Source organism: Pseudarthrobacter sp. YAF2 (assembly GCF_052113345.1).
Classification (GTDB): domain Bacteria; phylum Actinomycetota; class Actinomycetes; order Actinomycetales; family Micrococcaceae; genus Arthrobacter.
This window is the reverse complement of sequence record NZ_JBFRDA010000002.1, coordinates 70,479-90,008: the sequence shown is the minus strand read 5'-3', so window position 1 is coordinate 90,008 and position 19,530 is coordinate 70,479. Positions and strand designations below refer to the sequence as shown.

Below are 19,530 nucleotides of genomic sequence, written 5' to 3'. Positions count from 1 at the left end.
GGGGTGACTACAACCCGTGGCGGCCATTCCTCCGAGGACCACGTTCCAGAGCTTCGCCCCTACTCCGATCTGGAACCAGCGGACACCGGCGGCTCCCTTGAGGGCCGGGACGGCAGCGGTTCGGCAGGTGCCGCAGGAGGCACAGTTGCGGACGACGGCGGACGGCCGGGCAGGCGCCTGTCGACCATGATGGTTGCCGGGCTGGCGGCGCTGGGGCTGGGCATCGCTGTTGGCACCCTTCCGGTGCCATACGTCATCGAGTCACCCGGGCCCACATACAACACACTGGGGGAGAGCCAGGGGCATCCGGTCATCAATGTCAGCGGCCACGAAACCTACCCTGCGGCTGGAAGCCTGGACCTGACCACGGTGTACGTCGACGGCGGTCCGACGGGATCCGTCAGCATCCTCACCGCCTTCTCCGCCTGGCTGGACAGTTCCAAAGCCGTCTACCCGGAGGAATTGATCTACCCCACGGGTACCACCAAGCAAGAGGCCCAGGAACAAAGCGCCGTGGCCATGACCACGTCCCAGGAGAACGCCGTTGCCTCGGCCCTGAATGAACTCAAGATTCCTTTCAGCCAGCAGCTCCAGGCCGCGGACCTGTCAAAGGATTCGGCGTCCGCCGGGAAGATCCAGCAGGGCGACGTCCTGAAGACCATCAACGGCAAGGACATCACCTCCCTTTCCGTTATCCAGGATGAACTGGCCGCGGGCAAGGGTGCTCCGGCAACGGTGACTGTGGAGCGGGCAGGCCAGCCGGTCACCCTGGACATCACGCCCAAGGACAACGGACAGGGCCGGTACATTCTTGGCGTCATGCTGAAGTACCTGTTCAATTTCCCCTTCCAGGTGCAGATTTCCCTGGACAAGGTGGGCGGACCGAGCGCCGGGCTCATGTTCTCGCTGGGCATTATCGACACCGTTACGCCGGGTGACCTCACGGGCGGTAAGCACATTGCGGGCACAGGCACCATCTCCCCGGACGGGACAGTGGGGCCCATTGGCGGCATCGCGCAGAAGATGCGCGGTGCGCGCTCAACCGGCGCCACACTCTTCCTCGCGCCGGCCGGCAACTGCGACGAGGTTGCCGGCCACGTTCCGGACGGCCTCCAGGTGGTGCGGGTGGAAAACCTGTCCCAGGCCCGGCACGCGGTGGAGTCAGCGGGCAGCGGCCAGGACACGTCCGGCCTGCCGACCTGCGCAAACAACTAGACTGGGCGCAACTAGAACCGACAGGAACTAAGCTCCACCGCCACTCGTGGCACAGATGACGGACAAACCAGCCGTTTTGGCCGGTAGCGTACGTCGCTCGCACGCTTCGAATATTCTGACGACCAGCTATGAGGTACCCAGTTTGTCCCGTCCAGCCAGCACCATGCCCACAGGCAGACCCCCTTCACGACGCGGCGCCCTGACGCCCACCCTGATAGTTGTCGCCCTGGTGGCAGTGGGCTTCATATTCTTCGCAAACGTCTGGACCGACGTCCTCTGGTACCGGCAGCTGGGCTTCATCGAAGTCTTCATCACGGAGAACCTGGCCAAGATCGCCACGTTCGTGGCTGGTTTCGTCCTGATGTTCGCGGCCGTCTTCTTCGCTATCCGGATCGCCTACAACGCCCGGCCGGTCTACGCGCCGGACTCGGAGGTGCGGGACAACCTGAACAGGTACCAGGCCCAGCTTGAGCCGGTCCGCCGGATTGTCATGGTGGGGCTTCCGGTCCTGTTTGGCCTGTTTGCGGGCAGCGCCGCCGCGAGCCAGTGGCAGAAGGTGCTGCTCTTCTTCAACCAGGTGGGCTTCGGCCAAAACGATCCGCAGTTCGGCATGGACATCAGCTTCTACCTGATGACCTTGCCGTTCCTGGGATTTGTGACCGGGTTCCTCATCAGTGTGGTGGTCATTGCCGGCATTGCGGGGATCCTCACCCACTACCTTTACGGCAGCATCCGGCTCATGGAGCGCGGTGTGTTCACCAGCCGCGCAGCACAGATCCACATCGCCGTCACGGGTGCGGCCTTCCTGCTTCTCCTGGGCGTCAACTTCTGGCTGGACCGCTTCTCGTCCGTGCAGAGCAACGGCGGCCGCTGGGCCGGTGCCCTCTACACCGACGTCAACGCCGTCATCCCCACCAAGTCCATCCTCGCCGTCGCGGCCGCCCTGGTGGCGGTCCTGTTCATCGTTGCCGCGGTGATCGGCCGCTGGCGCCTGCCGGTGATCGGCACCGCGATGCTGATCATCACCTCCATCCTGGCCGGAGGTGTCTACCCGTGGGTGATCCAGCAGTTCCAGGTGCGTCCGTCGGAGCAGACGCTTGAAAGCCAGTACATCCAGCGCAACATCGAAAACACCCGCAAGGCCTACGGCCTGGACGGCATCCAGGAAACCCGCTATGACGCCACGAACACGGCCAGCACCGGTGCGCTGGCGCCGGACGCCCAGACCACTGCGAACATCCGGCTCCTGGATCCGAACCTGATCTCGGACGCCTTCGCCCAGCTGGAACAGTACCGTCCGTACTACCAGTTCCCGAAGGCCCTCAACGTGGACCGCTACGAGGTGGACGGCAAGGTCCAGGACACCGTGATCGCGGTGCGCGAGCTGAACCCCACCAACGTTGCCACCAACCAGCAGGGCTGGCTGAACCAGCACGTGGTGTACACGCACGGCTACGGCGTTGTGGCCGCCAAAGGCAACAAGTTCACGGTCGACGGCAAGCCTGACTTCCTTCAGTCCGGCATTCCGTCCACCGGCGTCCTTGGCAGTGATTCCACCTACGAGCCGCGGATCTACTTCGGCGAGTCCTCGCCGGAATACTCGATCGTGGGGGCTCCGGACGGTGCCACCCCGCGCGAACAGGACCGCCCCTCGGGGAAGGAAGGGGAGGGCGAAACCCAGTACACCTTCAAGGGCAACGGCGGCCCGAACGTCGGCTCGTTCTTCAACAAGATCCTGTACGCCATCAAGTTCCAGTCATCAGACCTGCTGCTCTCGGATGGTGTGAACTCCGACTCGCAAATCCTTTACGACCGGAACCCCCGCGACCGAGTCCAGAAGGTGGCTCCGTACCTGACGGTGGACGGCGGCTCATACCCGGCGCTGGTGGACGGCCGGGTCAAGTGGATCGTGGACGCCTACACCACCAGCCAGTACTTCCCCTACTCGCAGCAGAAGCAGCTGTCCGATGCGACGGCTGATTCCCAGACCAGCTCCGGCCGTGCCGTGGCACTGCCCAACAGCACGGTGAACTACATCCGGAACTCAGTCAAGGCCACCGTTGACGCTTATGACGGCTCGGTCACCCTGTACGCCTGGGATGACACCGACCCCGTCCTCAAGGCTTGGCAGAAGGTGTTCCCGTCTTCGCTGAAGCCATACTCCGAGATGTCGGGTGCCCTGATGAGCCACGTCCGTTACCCGGAGGACCTCTTCAAGGTCCAGCGTGAACTCCTGGGGCAGTACCACGTGACGGATCCCACCAGCTTCTACAAGAACAACGATGCGTGGAGCACCCCGGCCGATCCGACTGTGAGTACAGATGTCAAGCAGCCGCCGTTCTACATGTCGCTGCAGATGCCTGACCAGCAGAAGCCGGCGTTCCAGCTGACGTCGTCGTTCATCCCGCAAATCGTCAACGGAAACGCACGGAACGTGCTGTATGGGTTCCTGGCCGCCGATTCGGACGCCGGCAATCAGGCGGGTGTGAAGGCGGACGGCTATGGCAAGCTGCGGCTGCTGCAGATTCCGCCGGAGACGCAGGTGCCCGGTCCCGGGCAGGCGCAGAACAAGTTCAACTCGGACCCCACGGTTTCGCAGGCCCTCAACCTGTTGCGGCAGGGCGCATCGGATGTCCTGAACGGCAACCTGCTCACCCTGCCCGTCGGCGGCGGCATCCTGTACGTCCAACCGGTCTACCTCAAATCCACAGGCGAGACGTCCTACCCAACACTGCAGCGCGTGCTGGTGGCGTTCGGTGACAAGGTGGGATTCGCGCCAACCCTTGACGCCGCCTTGAAACAGCTCTTCGGCGGCGATTCGGGGGCTGCTGCCGGTGACTCGGCCAATAACGGGCAAACACCCGCGGGGCCCGCAGCGCCTTCGACGCCCGCGGAGGCCGATGTCAAGGCCCAGCTGAAGGCGGCCCTCGATGACGCCAACGCGGCTATCCAGACGGGCCAGGCGGCGCTTGCGGCCGGCGACTTCGCTGCCTATGGCGAGGCGCAGAAGAAGGTGGCGGCCGCACTGCAGAAGGCGATGGATGCAGAGGCCAAGCTGCCGGCCACCGCTCCGGAGGCCACGCCGGCCCCGGCAGCTTCCGGCACGCCTTCGGCGACGCCGTCTCCGTCAGCGAGCCGCTAGTCCGACGACGGCGGTCCGGCATCCAAGCCTCCACGGGCGCGGGTGCCGGGCCGGCGTAACGGACGTCACGCCTCCTCGATTTGGCCTCCGGTTCACCTCCCGGTAAAGTAGTTCTTGCGACGCGGGGTGGAGCAGTTCGGTAGCTCGCTGGGCTCATAACCCAGAGGTCACAGGTTCAAATCCTGTCCCCGCAACTGAGGAAGGCCCGAACATTGGAAACGATGTTCGGGCCTTTTGCTTTGCCCGGGCAGCGGTGGCAGCCCCTTCGGTCGAACTGTCCGGGTGGGCGATGGCTGTGGTCCGGACGGCCGCAAAAGTAGGGTAGTGTTGATCAAGCGACGCGGGGTGGAGCAGTTCGGTAGCTCGCTGGGCTCATAACCCAGAGGTCACAGGTTCAAATCCTGTCCCCGCAACTTATGAAGGCCCCGCCGGCAGTTAGCCGGCCGGGGCCTTCTTTTTTCTTTGGATGCGCACAGTTCCTAGTATTCTCTTTCGCAGGGCCCCACGATCCGTGGGCAGCCACAAGCCATTCTTGAGAGGTATGTTGTTCGATGGCCACACCCACGAAGAAGCCCGGCGCCGCGACGGGTAAGCGGTCCCGGCTCTACTGGGCGGTTCCCGCCGTCCTCGTGGGACTGGTCCTGGCAGTGCTGATCGCCAGGCTGCTGATGGGGCTGCCCGCCGTTGCCTCCTTCGTTGCCGATTATCCGGGCCACTCCGAACTGCCTGCCAACGCTCCCGTGGGGTTCCCGGCGTGGCTCGCCTGGCAACACTTCCTGAACGGGTTCTTCCTGCTCCTGATCATCCGCACCGGATGGCAGGTGCGGACCACGACGCGTCCCAGCGGGCACTGGACCAGGAACAACAAGGGCCTGATCCGCACCAGGAACGCGCCAACCAAGATCAGCCTGGAGCTCTGGTTCCACCTGACGCTCGATGCACTGTGGATACTCAACGGGCTGGTCTTCGCCGTCCTGCTGTTCGCCACCGGCCAATGGACCCGCATCGTCCCCACGAGCTGGGATGTCGTCCCCAATGCCCTCTCGGCCGCCCTGCAGTACGCCTCGCTGGACTGGCCTGTGGAAGACGGCTGGATCAACTACAACGCGCTGCAGCTCCTGGCCTACTTCGTGACCGTCTTCATTGCCGCGCCGCTGGCGTTCATCACCGGCCTCCGGATGTCCTCCGCATGGCCCAAGAAGGCAGCCGGGCTCAACAAGGCCTACCCGATCGAATGGGCGCGTGCCGTCCACTTCCCGGTGATGATCTACTTCGTGGCCTTCATTGTGGTCCACGTTTTCCTGGTACTCACTACCGGCGTGCTGCGGAACCTGAACCACATGTACGGCGTCCGCGACGACGACGGCTGGTTCGGCTTCTGGGTTTTCCTTGCCTCCGTTGCGGTCATGGTGGCCGCCTGGTTCCTGGCCCGCCCGATCTTCCTGCGGCCCATTGCGTCCCTCATGGGGAAGGTCAGCCGCTAGGCTCAGCGTCCTTGAGCTCCTGGTAGGCGTTCAGCGCCCGCTCCCTCGATTCAGGCAGGTCCACGAGCGGTTCCGGGTAGCCTTCAACCCCGAATTTCCACGGCTCGTGGATGGCCTTGCTGTCGAGGTCCGAAAGTTCCGGGATGAACTCGCGGAGGTACCGCCCGGCGGCGTCGAATTTCTTGCTTTGCGTCACCGGGTTGAAGATCCGGTAATACGGTGAGGCATCGGCGCCCGAACCGGCCACCCACTGCCAGTTGGCGGGGTTGTTGGCGGCGTCGGCGTCCACCAGGGTGTCCCAGAACCATTCCTCCCCGATCCGCCAGTCGGTGAGGAGGTTCTTGACCAGGAACGATGCGGCCGCCATCCGGACGCGGTTGTGCATCCAGCCGGTCTGCCATAACTGCCTCATGCCGGCGTCCACCAAGGGATATCCGGTATTTCCTTGCTGCCACGCCGCGAGTTCTCGCTTGCCCGGCGGCTGCCATTGGAACTTGTCGAACGCCGGCCGGAAGTTTTGGCTGGCCAGGTCCGGATTGTGGTACAGCAAATGCCAGTTGAATTCGCGCCAGCCCAGTTCCGAACGGAATATTCCGACGTCGGCAGGGACTTTGCGGGGGTGTCGGCGGCGGATCTCGCGCCACACGCGGAACGGGCTGACCTCACCGAAACGCAAATACGGTGACAACCTGCTGGTTCCGTCAGTGCCGGGCAGGTTCCTGCCCGTGCCGTAGTCCTCGATGGGGCCGTCCAGGAAGTCCTCCAGGCGGTGCGCAGCGCCCTTTTCGCCGGGCTCCCAGGCCATTGCCAGGCCGCCGCTCCAGTCAGGGGAGGTGGGCAGGAGTTCCCAGCTGCTGAGCGTGTCACTGCCTGGCAGTCCGTGTCCGGACGAGGCAGGTCCGGGCAGCGTCCCGGGCGCCTCCAAGGCATCGCGGATGTCCTGTGCCGCCAGGCAGGCCCGCCAGAAGGGCGAGTAGACCTTGTAGGGGCCGCCCGCGCCGGTACGGATGGTCCAGGGCTCGAAAAGGAGGTTCGCCTGGAAGCTGGCGGCCTCGATCCCGTTCTCGCCCGCCCATTCCTTGAGCCCGGCGTCAATGGTGCGCTCGGGCAGCCCGTAGCGGCGGTTCCAAAAGATGTGGGAGGCGTTCGTCCGGGTTGCCAGTTCCTGGATAATGCCGGTCGCGGGGCCGCGGCGCAGGACCAGCCGGGAACCCTGGCTTTCCAGGTCATCAGCCAGGGCCGCCAGGGAATGGTGAAGCCACCAGCGGCTGGCACCACCGAGCGGGCGTACCCCGTCGGACTCCTCGTCGAGGATGTACACCACCGTCATGGGACGGCCCAGGCGGGCGGCGGCGTCAAGCGCGGGGTTGTCGTCCAGGCGGAGGTCGTCGCGCAGCCATACCAGGGAGGTTTCTTCAGTGGATGCCATACGACCACGCTACACACTGGAGGCAAGGCAATGGCCGGGACACCGGTCCCGGCCATTGCCTTGGTCCAAACGGCGGATACGCCGCGGGTCAGAGCTTGTCGAAGTCGGCTTCGTCCACGGTTGATCCGGACGTTTCCTGGCTCCCGGCGCCGAGGGCAGGCTTGCCGCCGGCCTTCAGCGCTGCCAGCCTGGCTTCGATCTCCGTCTGCTCTCCCAGGTCCTCCAGCTGGTTGAATTGGGCATCCAGGCTGGACGCCGCAAGCTCCTCCTGCCCGCGGACCTTCGCCTCTTCGCGGCGGATCTTCTCCTCGAAGCGGCCCACTTCGCTGGTGGGGTCCATGATGTCGATGCTCTTGATGGCATCGTGGACCTGGGATTGCGCAGCGGCAGTCTTGGACCGGGCAACAAGTTCGTTGCGCTTGCTGGTCAGCTGGTTGAGCTTGTTCTTCATCTGGTCCAGGCCCACCTTGAGCTTGTCCACGACCTCGCGTTGGGAGGCGATGCTCGGCTCGGCGCCCTTGGCTTCACTCTCGGCGGCCATTTGGCGCTGCAGGGCCACCTTGGCCAGGTTGTCGAACTTTTCGGCGTCGGTGACATCGCCGGCGGCACGGAATTCGTCAGCCTTGCGGGAAGCGGCAAGAGCCTTGTTACCCCAGTCCTGGGCGTTCTTGATGTCCTCGTTGTAGTCGTCCTCGAGCATCCGGAGGTTGCCGATGGTCTGGGCCACGGCGGATTCTGCCTCTGCGATGTTGTTCGTGTAGTCGCGGACCATCTGGTCCAGCATCTTCTGCGGATCCTCCGCGTTGTCCAGCAAAGTGTTGATGTTCGCCTTTGCCAACTGCGCGATCCGGCCGAAAATGGACTGCTTAACCATGGTGTTTGCCTTTCGTCCTGCTCTGTGTTGACCCACTGGAACCGGTGCACAGTGGTGTACTGCTGCTGTCCGCCGGCCGGATTCTTCCGAGGTGTTCCGGCGGAAGGTCTAGAAACTGCCGGAGTCGCCGCCGCCAAAGTCTCCGCCGCCGAAGCCGCCGGAGTCTCCGCCCCAGCTGCCACCGCCGCCGGAGTCTCCGCCCCAGCCGCCACCGCCACCCCAACCGCCGTGACCGCCGTTCAGGATGGAGTTGATCAGGATGCCGCCCAGGATGGCGCCGCCTAGGCCGCCGCCTCCGCCGCCGCCGAACATGCCGCCCCGCCCGAAGCCTTGGTTGGCGTAGCCGTCGAAATGGTCGACGTCGGCCTGGGCCAGTTGTGCCGCCTGCGCCGCCAGGGCGTGGGCCTGCTGCGCGTAGGTGAGCGCCGTGACCGGATCGGTGCGTGAGATGGAGAGGGCGTAGTCGAGGTTCCGCTGGGATTCCGCCAGCCGGGTCCGTGCCTCGGTGCCGACACCGCCGCGCCGCGCGGTGATGTAGTCGGAGGTCGCGCTGATCTGCGCCTGTGCGGACATGATGGTTTGCTGCAGGGATGCCTGCGCCCGCCGGGCCTGGTCCTGCTGGTCCCGGATGCCCGTCAGGGCCTGGTCCAGGGTCTGGTGCGCGCTTTCGACCCGTTGCAGGGTGGCGACAGGATCGATTTTTCCACCCTGGATTTCGGTCTTGACCTGGGCAAGAGCTGCTTCCACCGCGGCCACGGGCCCTGCCAGTTCGGCGTGGGTTCCGGACTGGATCATGGCCTTGGCCTGGGCCAGGTCCTGGGCGGTGTCCACGACGGCCGTGTCGACGCTGTTGCGGGCGTCGTCGAGATTGGCCGACAGTTTGGAGATGGCGTCCAGGAGGACGTTGGTCTGGTGCAGGCTCTCTTCGGCCGCTCGCACGGCCACGGCAGCCAGGCTTTGCTCGCCGCCGTCCAGCTTTTGCTGCGCCGTCTCCGAGGCGTTCTGCACGAAGGCCAGCCGCTCCTTGGCCTGGACGATGTTGTCCGAAACCTGTGTCAGGGCGCTGTCAGCGTACTTGGAGCGCATGGTTGCCAGAGACTGCTCGGCACTGGCAATCTTGGCATCCGCTTCGCGGGCCCCGTCGTTGACGGCGGCCAGGGCCTGGGGTGCGTTCTTTTCAAGCTCACGCAGGGAGTCGAAGTCTGCCTTCTGCTCCTGCAGGGATGCCAGGGCGGCCTCGGACCGGCGAATGATCTCGCCCAGCCAGGTCCGTTGCTGCTCCTCGGTATCAGGAATGTGGTCATCAAGCTGCTGCTGCAATTTGAAGGACTCGCCCATGTGGGCTTTGGCTTCCTCCAGCGCTTTGGTGAAGTTGCCGACCGCGGAGTCGCCGTACTGCGCCTGGGCGAAGCCGAGTTCCTGTTCGCTGGACTTGATGGCATCATCTGCCTCGATCAGGAGGGAGCCGCTCTTGCGGCGGAGTTCCTCCACGCTCAGCGAGGCCAGCGGGTCCAGCTCGGCACCCTGGGGGCCGTAACTGCCCGTGGATGCCTGGCCGGCAGCCTTCTTCCGGCGGTTCCGGTAGTACAGGTAGGCGCCGCCGCCGGCCACCACGACACCGGCTCCAACCAGGACCGCGGCGCCCGCGCCGTCACCGGAGGACACGCTGCCGCTGCCGCCATTGGCTGCATCACCGATCGCTGATGCAGTGTCGATGGCAGCCTGCGCGTAATTCTTCTTGCCCCCAGCCAAGTTGGCGGTGACTGCGTTTTGGCTGATGTTCGCCTGTTTTGACCGTATGGGGCTGCTCGAATTCGTGACGAAGTTGAACTTGCCGTCATCGACAGCAATTGCCAGGACGGCATCGGCCCTGCCCATGGTCCTCAACTCAGCTACTTTCTGAGTCCACTGAGCGGGGTCGGTCGGGTTGGTGAAGGTCTTCACCGTGACCACGTACAGGTTGTACTTGTGGTCCTTCAGCAGCTTCTGGATGGCATCCTGGACTTCGCCCTTCCGGCTGCCCAGGACGTTGGCATCGTCAACGATGTTGGTCCCGGTAGGGATGGTCACCGGGTCTTCGGCCCAGGCCGCGCCGGTGGGTACCGCGAGCAGCCCGGCAAGGCCGATCACGGCGAGGAAACGTTTGAACTTTGACCGCATGTGCAACCCTTCAGCACGCCTGACACCGACTCGGGACGAATCAGTCGTCGAATCCAGCAGCGCCCCCACGCTTGGTGTGAAGCCGCAGGTCGCTGTGGCAATTCATCTTGATTCTATGGTGCACCCCACAGCCAGTCCATGCGCCCGAATATGCCGCCAGCGAAACGTATTGGCGCTCCTCCGGTCCAGCCCCCGGCGTTCAGGAAGCTCTCAGCAAACATCCGAGCTTGTTCCAGCGGGACGGGTCATAGTTAATGGCAGACAAGTGAAAGGAAGTCCCATGACTGAGAATCAAACGCCAGGACCGGTCCCGGAGGGAAGTGCGGGCAGCCGGAACCCCTGGCAGCAGCAGGAACCGCAGCAGCCCGGAGACCGCCCGACGGCCACTCAGTCCGGGGACGGCGGCAAAGCCGGCCACGAACAGGGCCACTATGGCGCCGCGGACCAGCAGCACAACCCCACGGAGCAGCTGGACCAGCCGCAGGCGCGCCAGGACCACACCCAGGAACTGCCAGGCGCTCCGCGGCCCGTGTACCCGCAGCGCCAGCCTTTCTACGGCCAGTCCGGATACTACGGCCAGCAGCAGCACGGGCAGCCGATGCAAGCCAGCAGCCAGCCCACCCAGGGCACCGGACCCGGAATGCAGCACGGGAGTGTCGGCCTGGCGCCCAATCCCAAGGATGCCCCCCGCCGGAAGGCGACCTTCGGCATCGGCACCCTCATCGCCAGCATCCTCGCCGCTGGCCTTGTGGGCGGCGGCGTGGCAACGGTGGGCGCAGGTGAACTGTTTGGAAACGCCGGCTCCAGCACCTCGACGGTTGGCGGCAGCAACCAGCCGGGAACCGTCATCGTGAACAACAAGGACGACGTCAACGCCATTACTGCCGCCGCGGTGAAGGCTTCCCCCAGTGTGGTTACCATCAGTGCCACGAGCGGCAGCTCCGGCGGCACCGGTTCGGGCATTGTCCTTGACGACCAGGGACACATCCTGACCAACACCCACGTGGTCACGCTGGACGGCCAGAGCGCCAACGCCACCCTTGAAATCCGCACCAGCGACGGCAAGGTCCTTCCCGCGAAGCTGGTGGGCACGGACCCCCTGTCCGACCTCGCGGTGATCAAGGTGGACGACACCTCAAGCCTCACCCCTGCCACCCTGGGGGATTCCTCCAAGCTCAACGTGGGTGACACCGCAATCGCCATCGGTTCACCGCTTGGGCTGACCGGGACGGTGACGGATGGCATCGTGTCCACACTGAACCGGACCATCAGCGTGGCATCGTCGGCAGCCCCGCAGGGCGGTGACAACAGCCAGGGCGGTGACCAGGGATTCCAGTTCGCGCCTCCAGGCGGCGGACAAAGCCAGCAAAGCTCGAGCCAGGGATCCATCGCCATCAATGTCATCCAGACCGATGCCGCCATCAACCCCGGCAACTCCGGCGGCGCGCTGGTCAACAGCAAGGGTGAGATCATCGGCGTGAATGTGGCCATCGCCTCCGCAGGCTCCGGCACCTCGACGTCCCAGAGCGGCAACATCGGCGTCGGGTTCAGCATCCCGATCAACAACGCCAAGCGCGTGGCCCAGGAGATCATCGACAGCGGCAAGGCCTCCCATGGCCAGCTCGGTGTCAGCGTCAAGGCGAAGAGTACCTCCGGTGCATCCTCGGAATTCTCGGTAGGCGCCGACGTGGCCACGGTTGACGCCAGTTCGCCGGCAGGGAAGGCCGGGATCAAGGTCGGCGACGTCATCACCAAGTTCAACGACCTCAGCATCGGCGAACCGAACCAGCTGACCGCGGCGGTCCGCGAACAGCCCGCAGGTTCCACGGTCAAGATCACCGTTCAGCGCGGCGGCAAGGAGCAGACGTTCGACGTCACGCTCGGCGCGGCAGCCAGCTGACACGCCCGAAGCCATCACGACGGCGGCGTCCCCACCTAACGGGGGCGCCGCCGTCGGCATGCGCGGCGCAACGGAAAGCCTGACACAGGCGTTAACGGAAGAGGGCGCCCGGACGCGCCGATATGGTTAGCTAGGAGCTACCCGCCTGCCGGGCATTCCGCGGCCATGACCCACCCGGCTGGCTGTCCACAAGCATGGAAGGCTGCTGTAAACACAGTGGAAGAGACATTGAAGATCGTAGTCCTGGTCAAACATGTACCGGACGCCCAATTCGACCGCCACCTCAATGGCGAGGGCAATACCGCGGACCGCGACGAGAGCATCCTGTCCGAGCTCGACGAATACGCCCTGGAAGCTGCGCTGCAGCTTGCCGAGGCGAGGGGCGGAAGCAAGGCGGGCAATCAGGTCATCGCCCTGAGCATGGGTCCTGCCGGGGCCGTCAACGCCGTGAAGAAATCGCTGCAGATGGGCGCCACCGAAGGCGTCCACCTCACGGACGACGCGCTCGCCGGCTCGGATGCGGCTGCCACCTCGCTGGCGCTCGCGGCCGCGGTACGGCACCTGGGCAGCGTGGACCTGGTCCTCACCGGGATGGCGTCCACCGACGGCGAGACCTCGCTTGTCCCGGCCCAGCTGGCAGAGCGGCTCGGACTGCCGCAGGTGACCTTCGCTTCCTCGCTGGAGGTCGACGGCGGCCGGTTGACCGCGCGCCGCGATGCTGACACATCATCGGAAACCGTGGAAGCACCGCTGCCGGCGGTGGTCTCCGTCACGGACCAGATCAACGAGCCGCGGTACCCCAACTTCAAGGGCATTATCGCGGCCAAGCGCAAGAGCATCACCACGCTGTCCCTGGCCGACATCGGCGTGGACCCTGCCCGGGTTGGCTTTGCCGGGTCCTGGACCACCGTCACCAGCGCCGAAGAGCGGCCGCCGAGGACTGCCGGCACCATCATTACCGACGAGGGCGACGCCGGCATCAAGCTGGTTGATTTCCTGGCCGCCCAGAAGCTGCTCTAAGAGGGACGTTCGACATGGCAAAAGTACTCGTATTCATCGACAACCCCGGAGCCTCGCTCAAGAAAAGCAGCCTTGAGCTGCTGACCCTGGCACGTTCCCTGGGGGAGAGCACCGTGGCGTTCAACGGAGACCTTTCCGACGACGTCGCAGCCACCTTCGCCGAATACGGTGTGGGCACCGTCCTGCACCCTTCGGCCCAGGACCTGGGCGACTTCCTGGTAGCCCCCAAGGCCGCCTACCTGGCCGCCGCGGCGGAAACCACCGGCGCCGGCATGGTGCTGCTGGACAACTCACCGGAAGGCAAGGAAATCGCAGCGCGGCTGGGCATCAGGCTCAACGCCGGCGTCATCACCGACGTCGTCGCCGTAGACCCGGACGGTACTGCGCACAAGTCCGTCCTGGCCGGCTCGTACAACACCTCCTGCAAGGCCACGACGGCCGTTTCCGTGCTGACGCTCAAGGCCAACAACGTGGTACCGGAACCCGCGCCCTCACCCACCACGCCTGAAATGGCAACGGTGGAGGTGCCCGCCGTCGCAAACGCTGCCCGTATCACTGCCCGCGAGCAGAAGGTGGCCAGCGGCCGCCCGGACCTCACGGACGCGCGGATCGTCGTGGCAGGCGGCCGCGGCATGGACGGCGACTTCGGTCCCGTCGAGGAGCTCGCCGATGCCCTCGGTGCTGCCGTGGGTGCTTCCCGGGCAGCCACGGATGCGGGATGGATCAGCCACGACGCGCAGGTGGGGCAGACCGGCAAGACGGTTTCCCCGCAGCTGTACATCTCGGCCGGTATCTCGGGCGCCATCCAGCAGAAGGCCGGCATGCAGACGTCCAAGGTGATCGTCGCTGTCAACAAGGACGCCGAATCACCCGTCTTCGAAATCGCGGACTTTGGCATCATCGGCGACGTCTTTGATGTCCTGCCGCAGGCCGCGGCCGAGATCAAGAAGCGAAAAGGTTGATTAGTTGACTGCTTCCAGCGAGCAGGCAGGGAGCCCGTTCAACCCGGACATGCACCGGGTTGGGCGGGTGCTCTGTTTTGCGGCCCACCCTGACGACATCGACTTCGGTGCAGCAGGCACCATCGCCGCGTGGACGGCGGCAGGGGTCGAGGTGAGCTACTGCATCATGACCGACGGCGATGCCGGCGGCTTCGACCCGGCCCACCGCGCGGACATCATCGCCATGCGCGACGCCGAGCAGCGCCGGGCAGCGGAGCTGGTGGGGGTCACCGACATCCACTACCTCCACCAGCGCGACGGCTACCTCGAGGCCTCGCACGAGGTGATGAAAGGCGTGGTGCGGCTGATCCGCGAAGTCCGCCCCGACGTCGTACTGTCCATGCATCCGGAACGGAACTGGCAGCGGATCCAAAAGAGCCACCCGGACCACCTGGCGGTGGGGGAGGCGGTGACCCGGGCCGTGTACCCGGCGCTGGAGAACCCGTTCGCCTACCCGGAACTGGCGGAAGCGGGCCTGGAAGCCTACAAGCTGCCGTGGCTCTGGCTGTACGCGGGACCGGAGGAGCGGGAAAACCATTTCGTCGATGTCACAGCCCACGTGGATGCGAAACTCGCCGCCATCCACGTCCACGTCAGCCAGCACCCCGATGTGGAGGCCATGGAAGCCACCGTGCGCCAGGGCATGCGCACCAACGCCGTACGCGCAGGCATGCCCCAAGGCTGCAGTGCCGAGGCCTTCCACGTGGTGGCGGTCAACGGACCCGGCACCATCGCAGGCTTCTAGGACGAAAGAAGCGCCCCGCTCCCTGGAAGGGAACGGGGCGCTTTACGTGGTAGGCCGTTGCAGGCCCCGGAGTGCGGGTCAGGCCCCGAGCGGTGCCGCCGCAACGGTGGGCAGCGTGGGCGATTTGGAACCGCCGGCAGGTTCAACGGTGATCCCCAGCGATGCAGCCGAATGGATACCCTGGACCACGGCAGGCTTCGAGAGTGCCTGTTCGTCCATCAGGCCCTGCGATACCGGGGCGGATCCGTCCTTGGGAATGAGCCACATCTGGTAGACCTTGCCTGCAGGTGGAGCGGGTACGCCGCTCATTTTCACCACGGCGGCATCCTCCGACGCGGAGATCAGCACCGTGGCCTTGCCGCCGCCCTGAACGTTGACGGAAGCTTCGCGCAGGTCACCGGCGCGGACAACCTGGTTGACGGGATCATTCTGGTCAGCCAGGTAGGCGCCCACCCCGACGCCCCCCAGTGCAATGGCTGCCGCGGCTGCAACTCCCACCAGCCAGCGCCTCGTGCCTGACGGGCGGCGCTCTGCCCGGCGTTTGCGGGCCTGGGCAAGCTCGTCCGTTGGCTCTGCAGGTTGCGCCGTGCCGATGGCCGGCGTCGCCGGCTCTGCGTCGGCACGGTCGCCGGCCGCGGGAAGCTGGGCCACAATCCGATCGAACAGGTCCGACGGCGGCTCCTCCTCCACGCGGAAGGTACGGGCCAGCGTCTCCCGGGACTGGCGGACGCGCTCAAGGAAGACCAGGCGCTCCGTCTCCGGCGCGGTGGACATGTAGTGGTCAATGGCGTCGCGTTCCTGCTCCGTAACCGCGTCAAGGGCGTAGAGTTCGGCGAGGTCGACGGCCCGGCCTGCTGCAAGGTCCATGGCGACGGTGTCGCCGAAAGCACGCGAACGCTCGTTGCGGCTGCTGTCCATTTCGCTCATCTCAACTCACCCCCAGACAGGTTTTCAATCGGATCAGTCCATCGCGGATGCGGGACTTTATGGTGGGAACAGCCGCATTCAGCCGTTCTGCGACTTCCCGGTACGTCAGGCCGCCGTAGTAGGCCAGGCGCACGGACTCCTGTTGTGTTTCGGTCAGCGTCTCCAAACAGCGGACTACCGCCTCAGCCTCGAGCCGGCTTCCGACTTCGTCAGAGACGCTGTCATGGTCAATGTCCTGCGTGCTGGCTCCGTATTTCGCTTCCCTGTCCGTGGCGGACTGCGAGGAACGGACCTTGTCCACCGCACGCCGGTGCGAGATGGTCATGAGCCAGGACAGCGGGCTTCCGGCCTGGGGATCGAACTTGGCCGCGTTCTGCCAGACCTGCAGGAAGACTTCCTGCGTGGTGTCTTCGCTGAGTTCGGGATCGATCAGGACCCGCCGTGCCATGCCAAAAACCCGGCGGGACGTGAGCTGGTAGAACTCGGCAAACGCGGCTTGGTCCCCTCGGGCGACAGCGGCCAACAGGGCTGACAGGCGCTGGCTGATATCGGCAGGGGGATCAGTCACCGCGGCGGAGCCCTCGGGATTCGGCGCGTTGGGAGTTTCCATCACATCCAAGCATAAGTCTCCGGCGGGGACTTCCCGGGCAGTGCCGGTCCCGTTGCGGTGCCCGCGCCTGGAATGCGCCTCCAGTAAAGTCACCTGCCGCTCCTTGCTCCGCTCGAATGTGTTCAAAAGTCATTCGGAGCCGTGCAGTAAACGGATGGGGTGGACGCCAAACATGTTGCGGCGCCCGGGCGGTCCAGTCTGGCGGGGTGCTAGAGCCTGGCGCCGGCGAAGCCCTGCTGGCGCCAGGCCTCGTACACGGCAATGGACGCGGCGTTGGCGAGGTTGAGGGACCGCAGCGCCGGCAGCATGGGCAGGCGCACCGTGGCGCTCACGTGGGGGTCGGTCTTCAGTTCTTCCGGCAGTCCGACGGATTCGCGGCCGAACATCAGGACGTCGCCAGGCTGGTACGGGATGTCCGTGTAGCTGGTTGTACCGTCCGAGGTGAAGGCGTAGACGCGCTCCGGCTTGAGGTGCTCCCAGGCGTCTTCGATGCTCCGGTGGACCGTCACGACGGCGAGGTCATGGTAGTCGAGGCCGGCCCGGCGCAGTTTGGCATCTGAGAAGTCGAAGCCCAAGGGTTCCACGAGATGCAGTTCAGCCCCGGTGATGGCGGCCAGCCGGATGGCGTTGCCGGTATTGCCGGGAATTTCAGGGGCATGGAAGAGGATGCGGAACACCTCCCCATCCTAGCCAACCGCTGTCAAAGCATGCCGCGCAGCAGCCTGGCCAGGACCGGGACATTCACGGTGTTGGGGGCAGGTCCGGCAGCCAGGAACTCCTTCAGGCCGCGTACCAGGCCCGCCGCGTTGACGATCTGGACCGTTTCCAAGGCCCCCGCCGGGCGGCGGTGGTGGTCGATGACTGGCTCATGGAGGTTGCCGTCCGGACTGAAAACCACGGTCCATCCGGTGACGTTCAGCTCCGGGAAGATGTCCTGCATGGCCCACACCACCTGGGCAAGCTGGGGCGGCGCCACGGCGCGTCCCCCATGATTGAGCGTGCGGCCGTCCCAGGCATAGGCTCCCTTGGGCAGGAGCATCGAGTTGACCAGGGCGAGGCGGTAACCGGACAGTACGGCGTGGTCTATGTGGCTGTTGTCCGCCGGCGACTGCAGGCCGTTGATGAGCCGGGCCGCGGGGATGGCCGGCAGCACCTGGCGTGACAGGAGCTGCACGGTGCGCATTTCCCGCTGGATGCGGGCCTCGGCGCCGAAAATTCCCCTCTTCCGGGGCATCCCATGCACCTGTTGGCGGGCCTGCGCGAGGGGAATCAGCGGAACGCCACCGCTCTCTTCGTAGGACGGAACGTAAACCGGTGGGTCCCCGGCGGTGTTCCTGCCGCCGCCTGGCCTGCGGACTGTGGCGGACGCCCGGCTGCCTGCTGCCGGTGCATCAAAATGGGCGCCGGCCTCCGGTGGAGCGTCACGAAAGGTACCCGCCGCGTAAGACCGGTCGTAGGCCTTGCGGCGCTGCGGATCGATCAGGGTCTCGTAGGCGGCGGTGACCCGGCGGAACGTTGCGGCGTCACCCCCGTGGTCCGGGTGGGCGGTCCTGGCAGCACGCCGGTACGCCACTTTGATCTCTTTCTCGGTGGCCGTGACAGCCACGCGGAGGACCTGGTAGTGGGAGCTGCTGCTCTCGGTCAAGCAATCTTCCTCTTCTTCATGCGCCACGGGGAAAGCAAAGTGCCCGCCCAGTCTAGCCAGCGCGGATGGCTGACCTGCACTGACAACGAGCGTCCCGGGTGCGCGGGTTCCCCGCGGCCGGCGTTTAGACTCGTGGATGCACGGCCGGACACCGGCTGGAGGGGATGCAACGGGGTGGAAATGGATGTTCCGACGACGGCCCGGCCGGCGGGCCGGGGAAGGTGCCTGGGGGTGCCGCTGGCGATAGCCGGGCTGGGGGCTGTACTGCTGGCCGGCTGCAGCGTGGATGTCCGTGACCCTGCAGACACCCAAGCGCCGCCAAGTACGCCGGCCCTGTCCACCCCGACGATCACCCCAGGCCACGACGCGGCGGCAGTGGCAGCCCGGGACCTGCCTTTCGGGGCCGGGGGCACCTTGGCCCCGGGCGTCCCGGTAGGTATCTCCGATGAGCTGAAGCGTGCCCCCGGGTGGAAGCCGGTCAAGGAGGACGTGTCCGGCGCAAGCCAATACGCCAAGGCGGACGGCTGCGTTGTAGAGGCCCGGGTCAGTACGGGACAGGGGTCGCTGGTCCGCGGGGACGACCGGGAGTCCACAGTGGCCCTGTTCCAGTACCTGGACGCCACCATCCAGCCCTCGTACTTGAAAACGGAAACGTTGCAGTGGGGCGGCAGCCCGGACGAGCCCGGCAAGAGTGTCGAGGTGCTCGCGCTGGAGCCGGCAGCACACGGCGGAAAATCGACCGCGGTCCTGGCGAGGGTCTTCGGCACCGCGGGTTCGTCGGCCTACATTTCCGTGTCCTGCCCGGATCCGGGCTCGCTTGCCGCTGCGCGCAATGATGTGGCGCGCTACTTGCCGTTGGTGCCGCCGTCGGCCTGAGCCAGGCCATCCGGCGCGGCCCGGTTGCCTGCCGACAGCCGGTTGAGGGCCAATGCGCCCACCAGCAGGCCGAAGTCACGCAGGGCTACATCGTAGAAGCTTCCCAGGACCAGCAGGTTGACGATGATCCCGGCCAGCCAGGCGGCCACAAGGAGTGAGCCGAAGCGGGGGCGGACCGCCACGGCGATGCCGGCGATGATCTCCACGACGCCCACCACGTACATGAAAGTCTTCGGGGCCAGTGGTACCAGCGCGGTGGCCTGGGGCGCCAGGTAAACGGTCCAGTCGGTAAGGATGTTCGTGAACTTGTCCAGGCCAAACAGGATCGGGGCGACCGTAAAGACAGTCCGCAGCAGCAGGAAGGCCTGCCGGGTGGCCGACTCCGTGGCCGGTGCATGGAGGGTGTTCAGTGCCGATGCCGATTTCATGATGCGCTCCTTCTAAAAGTAGGTATGCCAATTTTAGAAATTTCGTGTTCTATAATCAAGAGATCTTGACTATG

16 protein-coding genes and 2 tRNA genes are annotated in these 19,530 nt (G+C 65.6%); 10 read left to right on the top strand and 8 right to left on the bottom strand.

Features of this window, described 5'->3' with window-relative positions; genetic code table 11:
• Nucleotides 1–3 precede the first annotated feature (3 nt).
• From AB4Y79_RS02350 to AB4Y79_RS02330, 5 genes are all read left to right on the top strand, one after another.
• Complete coding sequence (locus AB4Y79_RS02350) at nt 4–1,215, top strand: YlbL family protein (RefSeq protein ID WP_441858431.1); 1,212 nt, start codon at nt 4–6, stop codon at nt 1,213–1,215.
• A gap of 163 nt (nt 1,216–1,378) precedes the next feature.
• Nucleotides 1,379–4,357, top strand: a complete 2,979-nt coding sequence (locus AB4Y79_RS02345; RefSeq protein WP_441858429.1) for a UPF0182 family membrane protein — start codon at nt 1,379–1,381, stop codon at nt 4,355–4,357.
• Between the two features lie 120 nt (nt 4,358–4,477).
• A tRNA-Met gene (locus tag AB4Y79_RS02340) sits at nt 4,478–4,551 on the top strand.
• Between the two features lie 145 nt (nt 4,552–4,696).
• A tRNA-Met gene (locus AB4Y79_RS02335) sits at nt 4,697–4,770 on the top strand.
• Nucleotides 4,771–4,908: 138 nt separating this feature from the next.
• Nucleotides 4,909–5,841 (top strand): cytochrome b/b6 domain-containing protein, encoded by a 933-nt coding sequence (locus AB4Y79_RS02330; protein ID WP_441858427.1) that lies wholly within the window; start codon nt 4,909–4,911, stop codon nt 5,839–5,841.
• On the opposite strand, the gene AB4Y79_RS02325 is transcribed toward AB4Y79_RS02330, so the two are convergent.
• The 3 genes from AB4Y79_RS02325 to AB4Y79_RS02315 form a co-directional block, all read right to left on the bottom strand.
• Entirely contained in the window at nt 5,831–7,270 is a 1,440-nt protein-coding gene (locus AB4Y79_RS02325; protein WP_441858426.1) for a cryptochrome/photolyase family protein, read from the bottom strand. The two genes, AB4Y79_RS02330 and AB4Y79_RS02325, sit on opposite strands and share 11 nt — an antisense overlap.
• Nucleotides 7,271–7,358: 88 nt before the next feature.
• Nucleotides 7,359–8,144, bottom strand: coding sequence for a PspA/IM30 family protein (locus tag AB4Y79_RS02320; RefSeq protein ID WP_441858424.1), 786 nt, complete (start codon nt 8,142–8,144; stop codon nt 7,359–7,361).
• Nucleotides 8,145–8,252: 108 nt separating this feature from the next.
• Nucleotides 8,253–10,304: a TPM domain-containing protein gene (locus AB4Y79_RS02315; RefSeq protein ID WP_441858422.1), complete on the bottom strand. Its 2,052-nt coding sequence runs from the start codon at nt 10,302–10,304 to the stop codon at nt 8,253–8,255.
• Nucleotides 10,305–10,584: 280 nt separating this feature from the next.
• On the opposite strand from AB4Y79_RS02315, the gene AB4Y79_RS02310 reads away from it, so the two are divergent.
• The 4 genes from AB4Y79_RS02310 (at nt 10,585) to AB4Y79_RS02295 (ending at nt 14,970) form a co-directional block, all read left to right on the top strand.
• The gene (locus tag AB4Y79_RS02310; RefSeq protein WP_441858420.1) at nt 10,585–12,204 is read left to right on the top strand and encodes a S1C family serine protease; all 1,620 of its coding nucleotides are present in this window, start codon (nt 10,585–10,587) and stop codon (nt 12,202–12,204) included.
• A 228-nt stretch (nt 12,205–12,432) separates the two neighbouring features.
• A complete protein-coding gene (locus AB4Y79_RS02305; protein WP_441858418.1) occupies nt 12,433–13,224 on the top strand; it encodes an electron transfer flavoprotein subunit beta/FixA family protein in 792 nt (263 codons plus the stop codon).
• A gap of 14 nt (nt 13,225–13,238) precedes the next feature.
• Nucleotides 13,239–14,186 carry an electron transfer flavoprotein subunit alpha/FixB family protein gene (locus AB4Y79_RS02300; protein ID WP_441858416.1) on the top strand — a complete coding sequence of 316 codons (948 nt, stop codon included), beginning with the start codon at nt 13,239–13,241 and terminating at the stop codon, nt 14,184–14,186.
• Between the two features lie 4 nt (nt 14,187–14,190).
• Nucleotides 14,191–14,970, top strand: a complete 780-nt coding sequence (locus tag AB4Y79_RS02295; RefSeq protein ID WP_441858414.1) for a PIG-L deacetylase family protein — start codon at nt 14,191–14,193, stop codon at nt 14,968–14,970.
• Nucleotides 14,971–15,048: 78 nt separating this feature from the next.
• Here AB4Y79_RS02295 and AB4Y79_RS02290 read toward each other — a convergent pair whose 3' ends face one another.
• From AB4Y79_RS02290 to AB4Y79_RS02275, 4 genes are all read right to left on the bottom strand, one after another.
• Nucleotides 15,049–15,888, bottom strand: a complete 840-nt coding sequence (locus AB4Y79_RS02290; protein WP_441858887.1) for an anti-sigma factor — start codon at nt 15,886–15,888, stop codon at nt 15,049–15,051.
• Between the two features lie 10 nt (nt 15,889–15,898).
• Nucleotides 15,899–16,507 (bottom strand): sigma-70 family RNA polymerase sigma factor, encoded by a 609-nt coding sequence (locus AB4Y79_RS02285; RefSeq protein ID WP_441858413.1) that lies wholly within the window; start codon nt 16,505–16,507, stop codon nt 15,899–15,901.
• Nucleotides 16,508–16,716: 209 nt separating this feature from the next.
• Nucleotides 16,717–17,184 carry a tRNA (cytidine(34)-2'-O)-methyltransferase gene (locus AB4Y79_RS02280; protein WP_308930466.1) on the bottom strand — a complete coding sequence of 156 codons (468 nt, stop codon included), beginning with the start codon at nt 17,182–17,184 and terminating at the stop codon, nt 16,717–16,719.
• A gap of 23 nt (nt 17,185–17,207) precedes the next feature.
• Nucleotides 17,208–18,152 (bottom strand): J domain-containing protein, encoded by a 945-nt coding sequence (locus AB4Y79_RS02275; protein WP_441858412.1) that lies wholly within the window; start codon nt 18,150–18,152, stop codon nt 17,208–17,210.
• A gap of 180 nt (nt 18,153–18,332) precedes the next feature.
• Here AB4Y79_RS02275 and AB4Y79_RS02270 point away from each other — a divergent pair, with 180 nt between their 5' ends.
• A complete protein-coding gene (locus AB4Y79_RS02270) occupies nt 18,333–19,028 on the top strand; it encodes a hypothetical protein (protein WP_441858410.1) in 696 nt (231 codons plus the stop codon).
• Here AB4Y79_RS02270 and AB4Y79_RS02265 read toward each other — a convergent pair.
• On the bottom strand, nt 18,998–19,456 hold the full coding sequence (locus tag AB4Y79_RS02265) for a hypothetical protein (RefSeq protein ID WP_441858408.1): 459 nt from the start codon (nt 19,454–19,456) through the stop codon (nt 18,998–19,000). The genes AB4Y79_RS02270 and AB4Y79_RS02265 overlap by 31 nt on opposite strands.
• Nucleotides 19,457–19,530 lie beyond the last annotated feature (74 nt).

What these genes read in the sequence shown, in the direction of transcription:
- AB4Y79_RS02345 (WP_441858429.1), top strand. Translation starts at nt 1,379, where the DNA reads ATGCCCACAGGCAGACCCCCTTCACGACGCGGCGCCCTGACGCCCACC.
- AB4Y79_RS02330 (WP_441858427.1), top strand. Translation starts at nt 4,909, where the DNA reads ATGGCCACACCCACGAAGAAGCCCGGCGCCGCGACGGGTAAGCGGTCC.
- AB4Y79_RS02325 (WP_441858426.1), bottom strand. Translation starts at nt 7,270, where the DNA reads ATGGCATCCACTGAAGAAACCTCCCTGGTATGGCTGCGCGACGACCTC.
- AB4Y79_RS02320 (WP_441858424.1), bottom strand. Translation starts at nt 8,144, where the DNA reads ATGGTTAAGCAGTCCATTTTCGGCCGGATCGCGCAGTTGGCAAAGGCG.
- AB4Y79_RS02315 (WP_441858422.1), bottom strand. Translation starts at nt 10,304, where the DNA reads ATGCGGTCAAAGTTCAAACGTTTCCTCGCCGTGATCGGCCTTGCCGGG.
- AB4Y79_RS02310 (WP_441858420.1), top strand. Translation starts at nt 10,585, where the DNA reads ATGACTGAGAATCAAACGCCAGGACCGGTCCCGGAGGGAAGTGCGGGC.
- AB4Y79_RS02300 (WP_441858416.1), top strand. Translation starts at nt 13,239, where the DNA reads ATGGCAAAAGTACTCGTATTCATCGACAACCCCGGAGCCTCGCTCAAG.
- AB4Y79_RS02290 (WP_441858887.1), bottom strand. Translation starts at nt 15,888, where the DNA reads ATGGACAGCAGCCGCAACGAGCGTTCGCGTGCTTTCGGCGACACCGTC.
- AB4Y79_RS02285 (WP_441858413.1), bottom strand. Translation starts at nt 16,507, where the DNA reads ATGGAAACTCCCAACGCGCCGAATCCCGAGGGCTCCGCCGCGGTGACT.
- AB4Y79_RS02270 (WP_441858410.1), top strand. Translation starts at nt 18,333, where the DNA reads ATGGATGTTCCGACGACGGCCCGGCCGGCGGGCCGGGGAAGGTGCCTG.
- AB4Y79_RS02265 (WP_441858408.1), bottom strand. Translation starts at nt 19,456, where the DNA reads ATGAAATCGGCATCGGCACTGAACACCCTCCATGCACCGGCCACGGAG.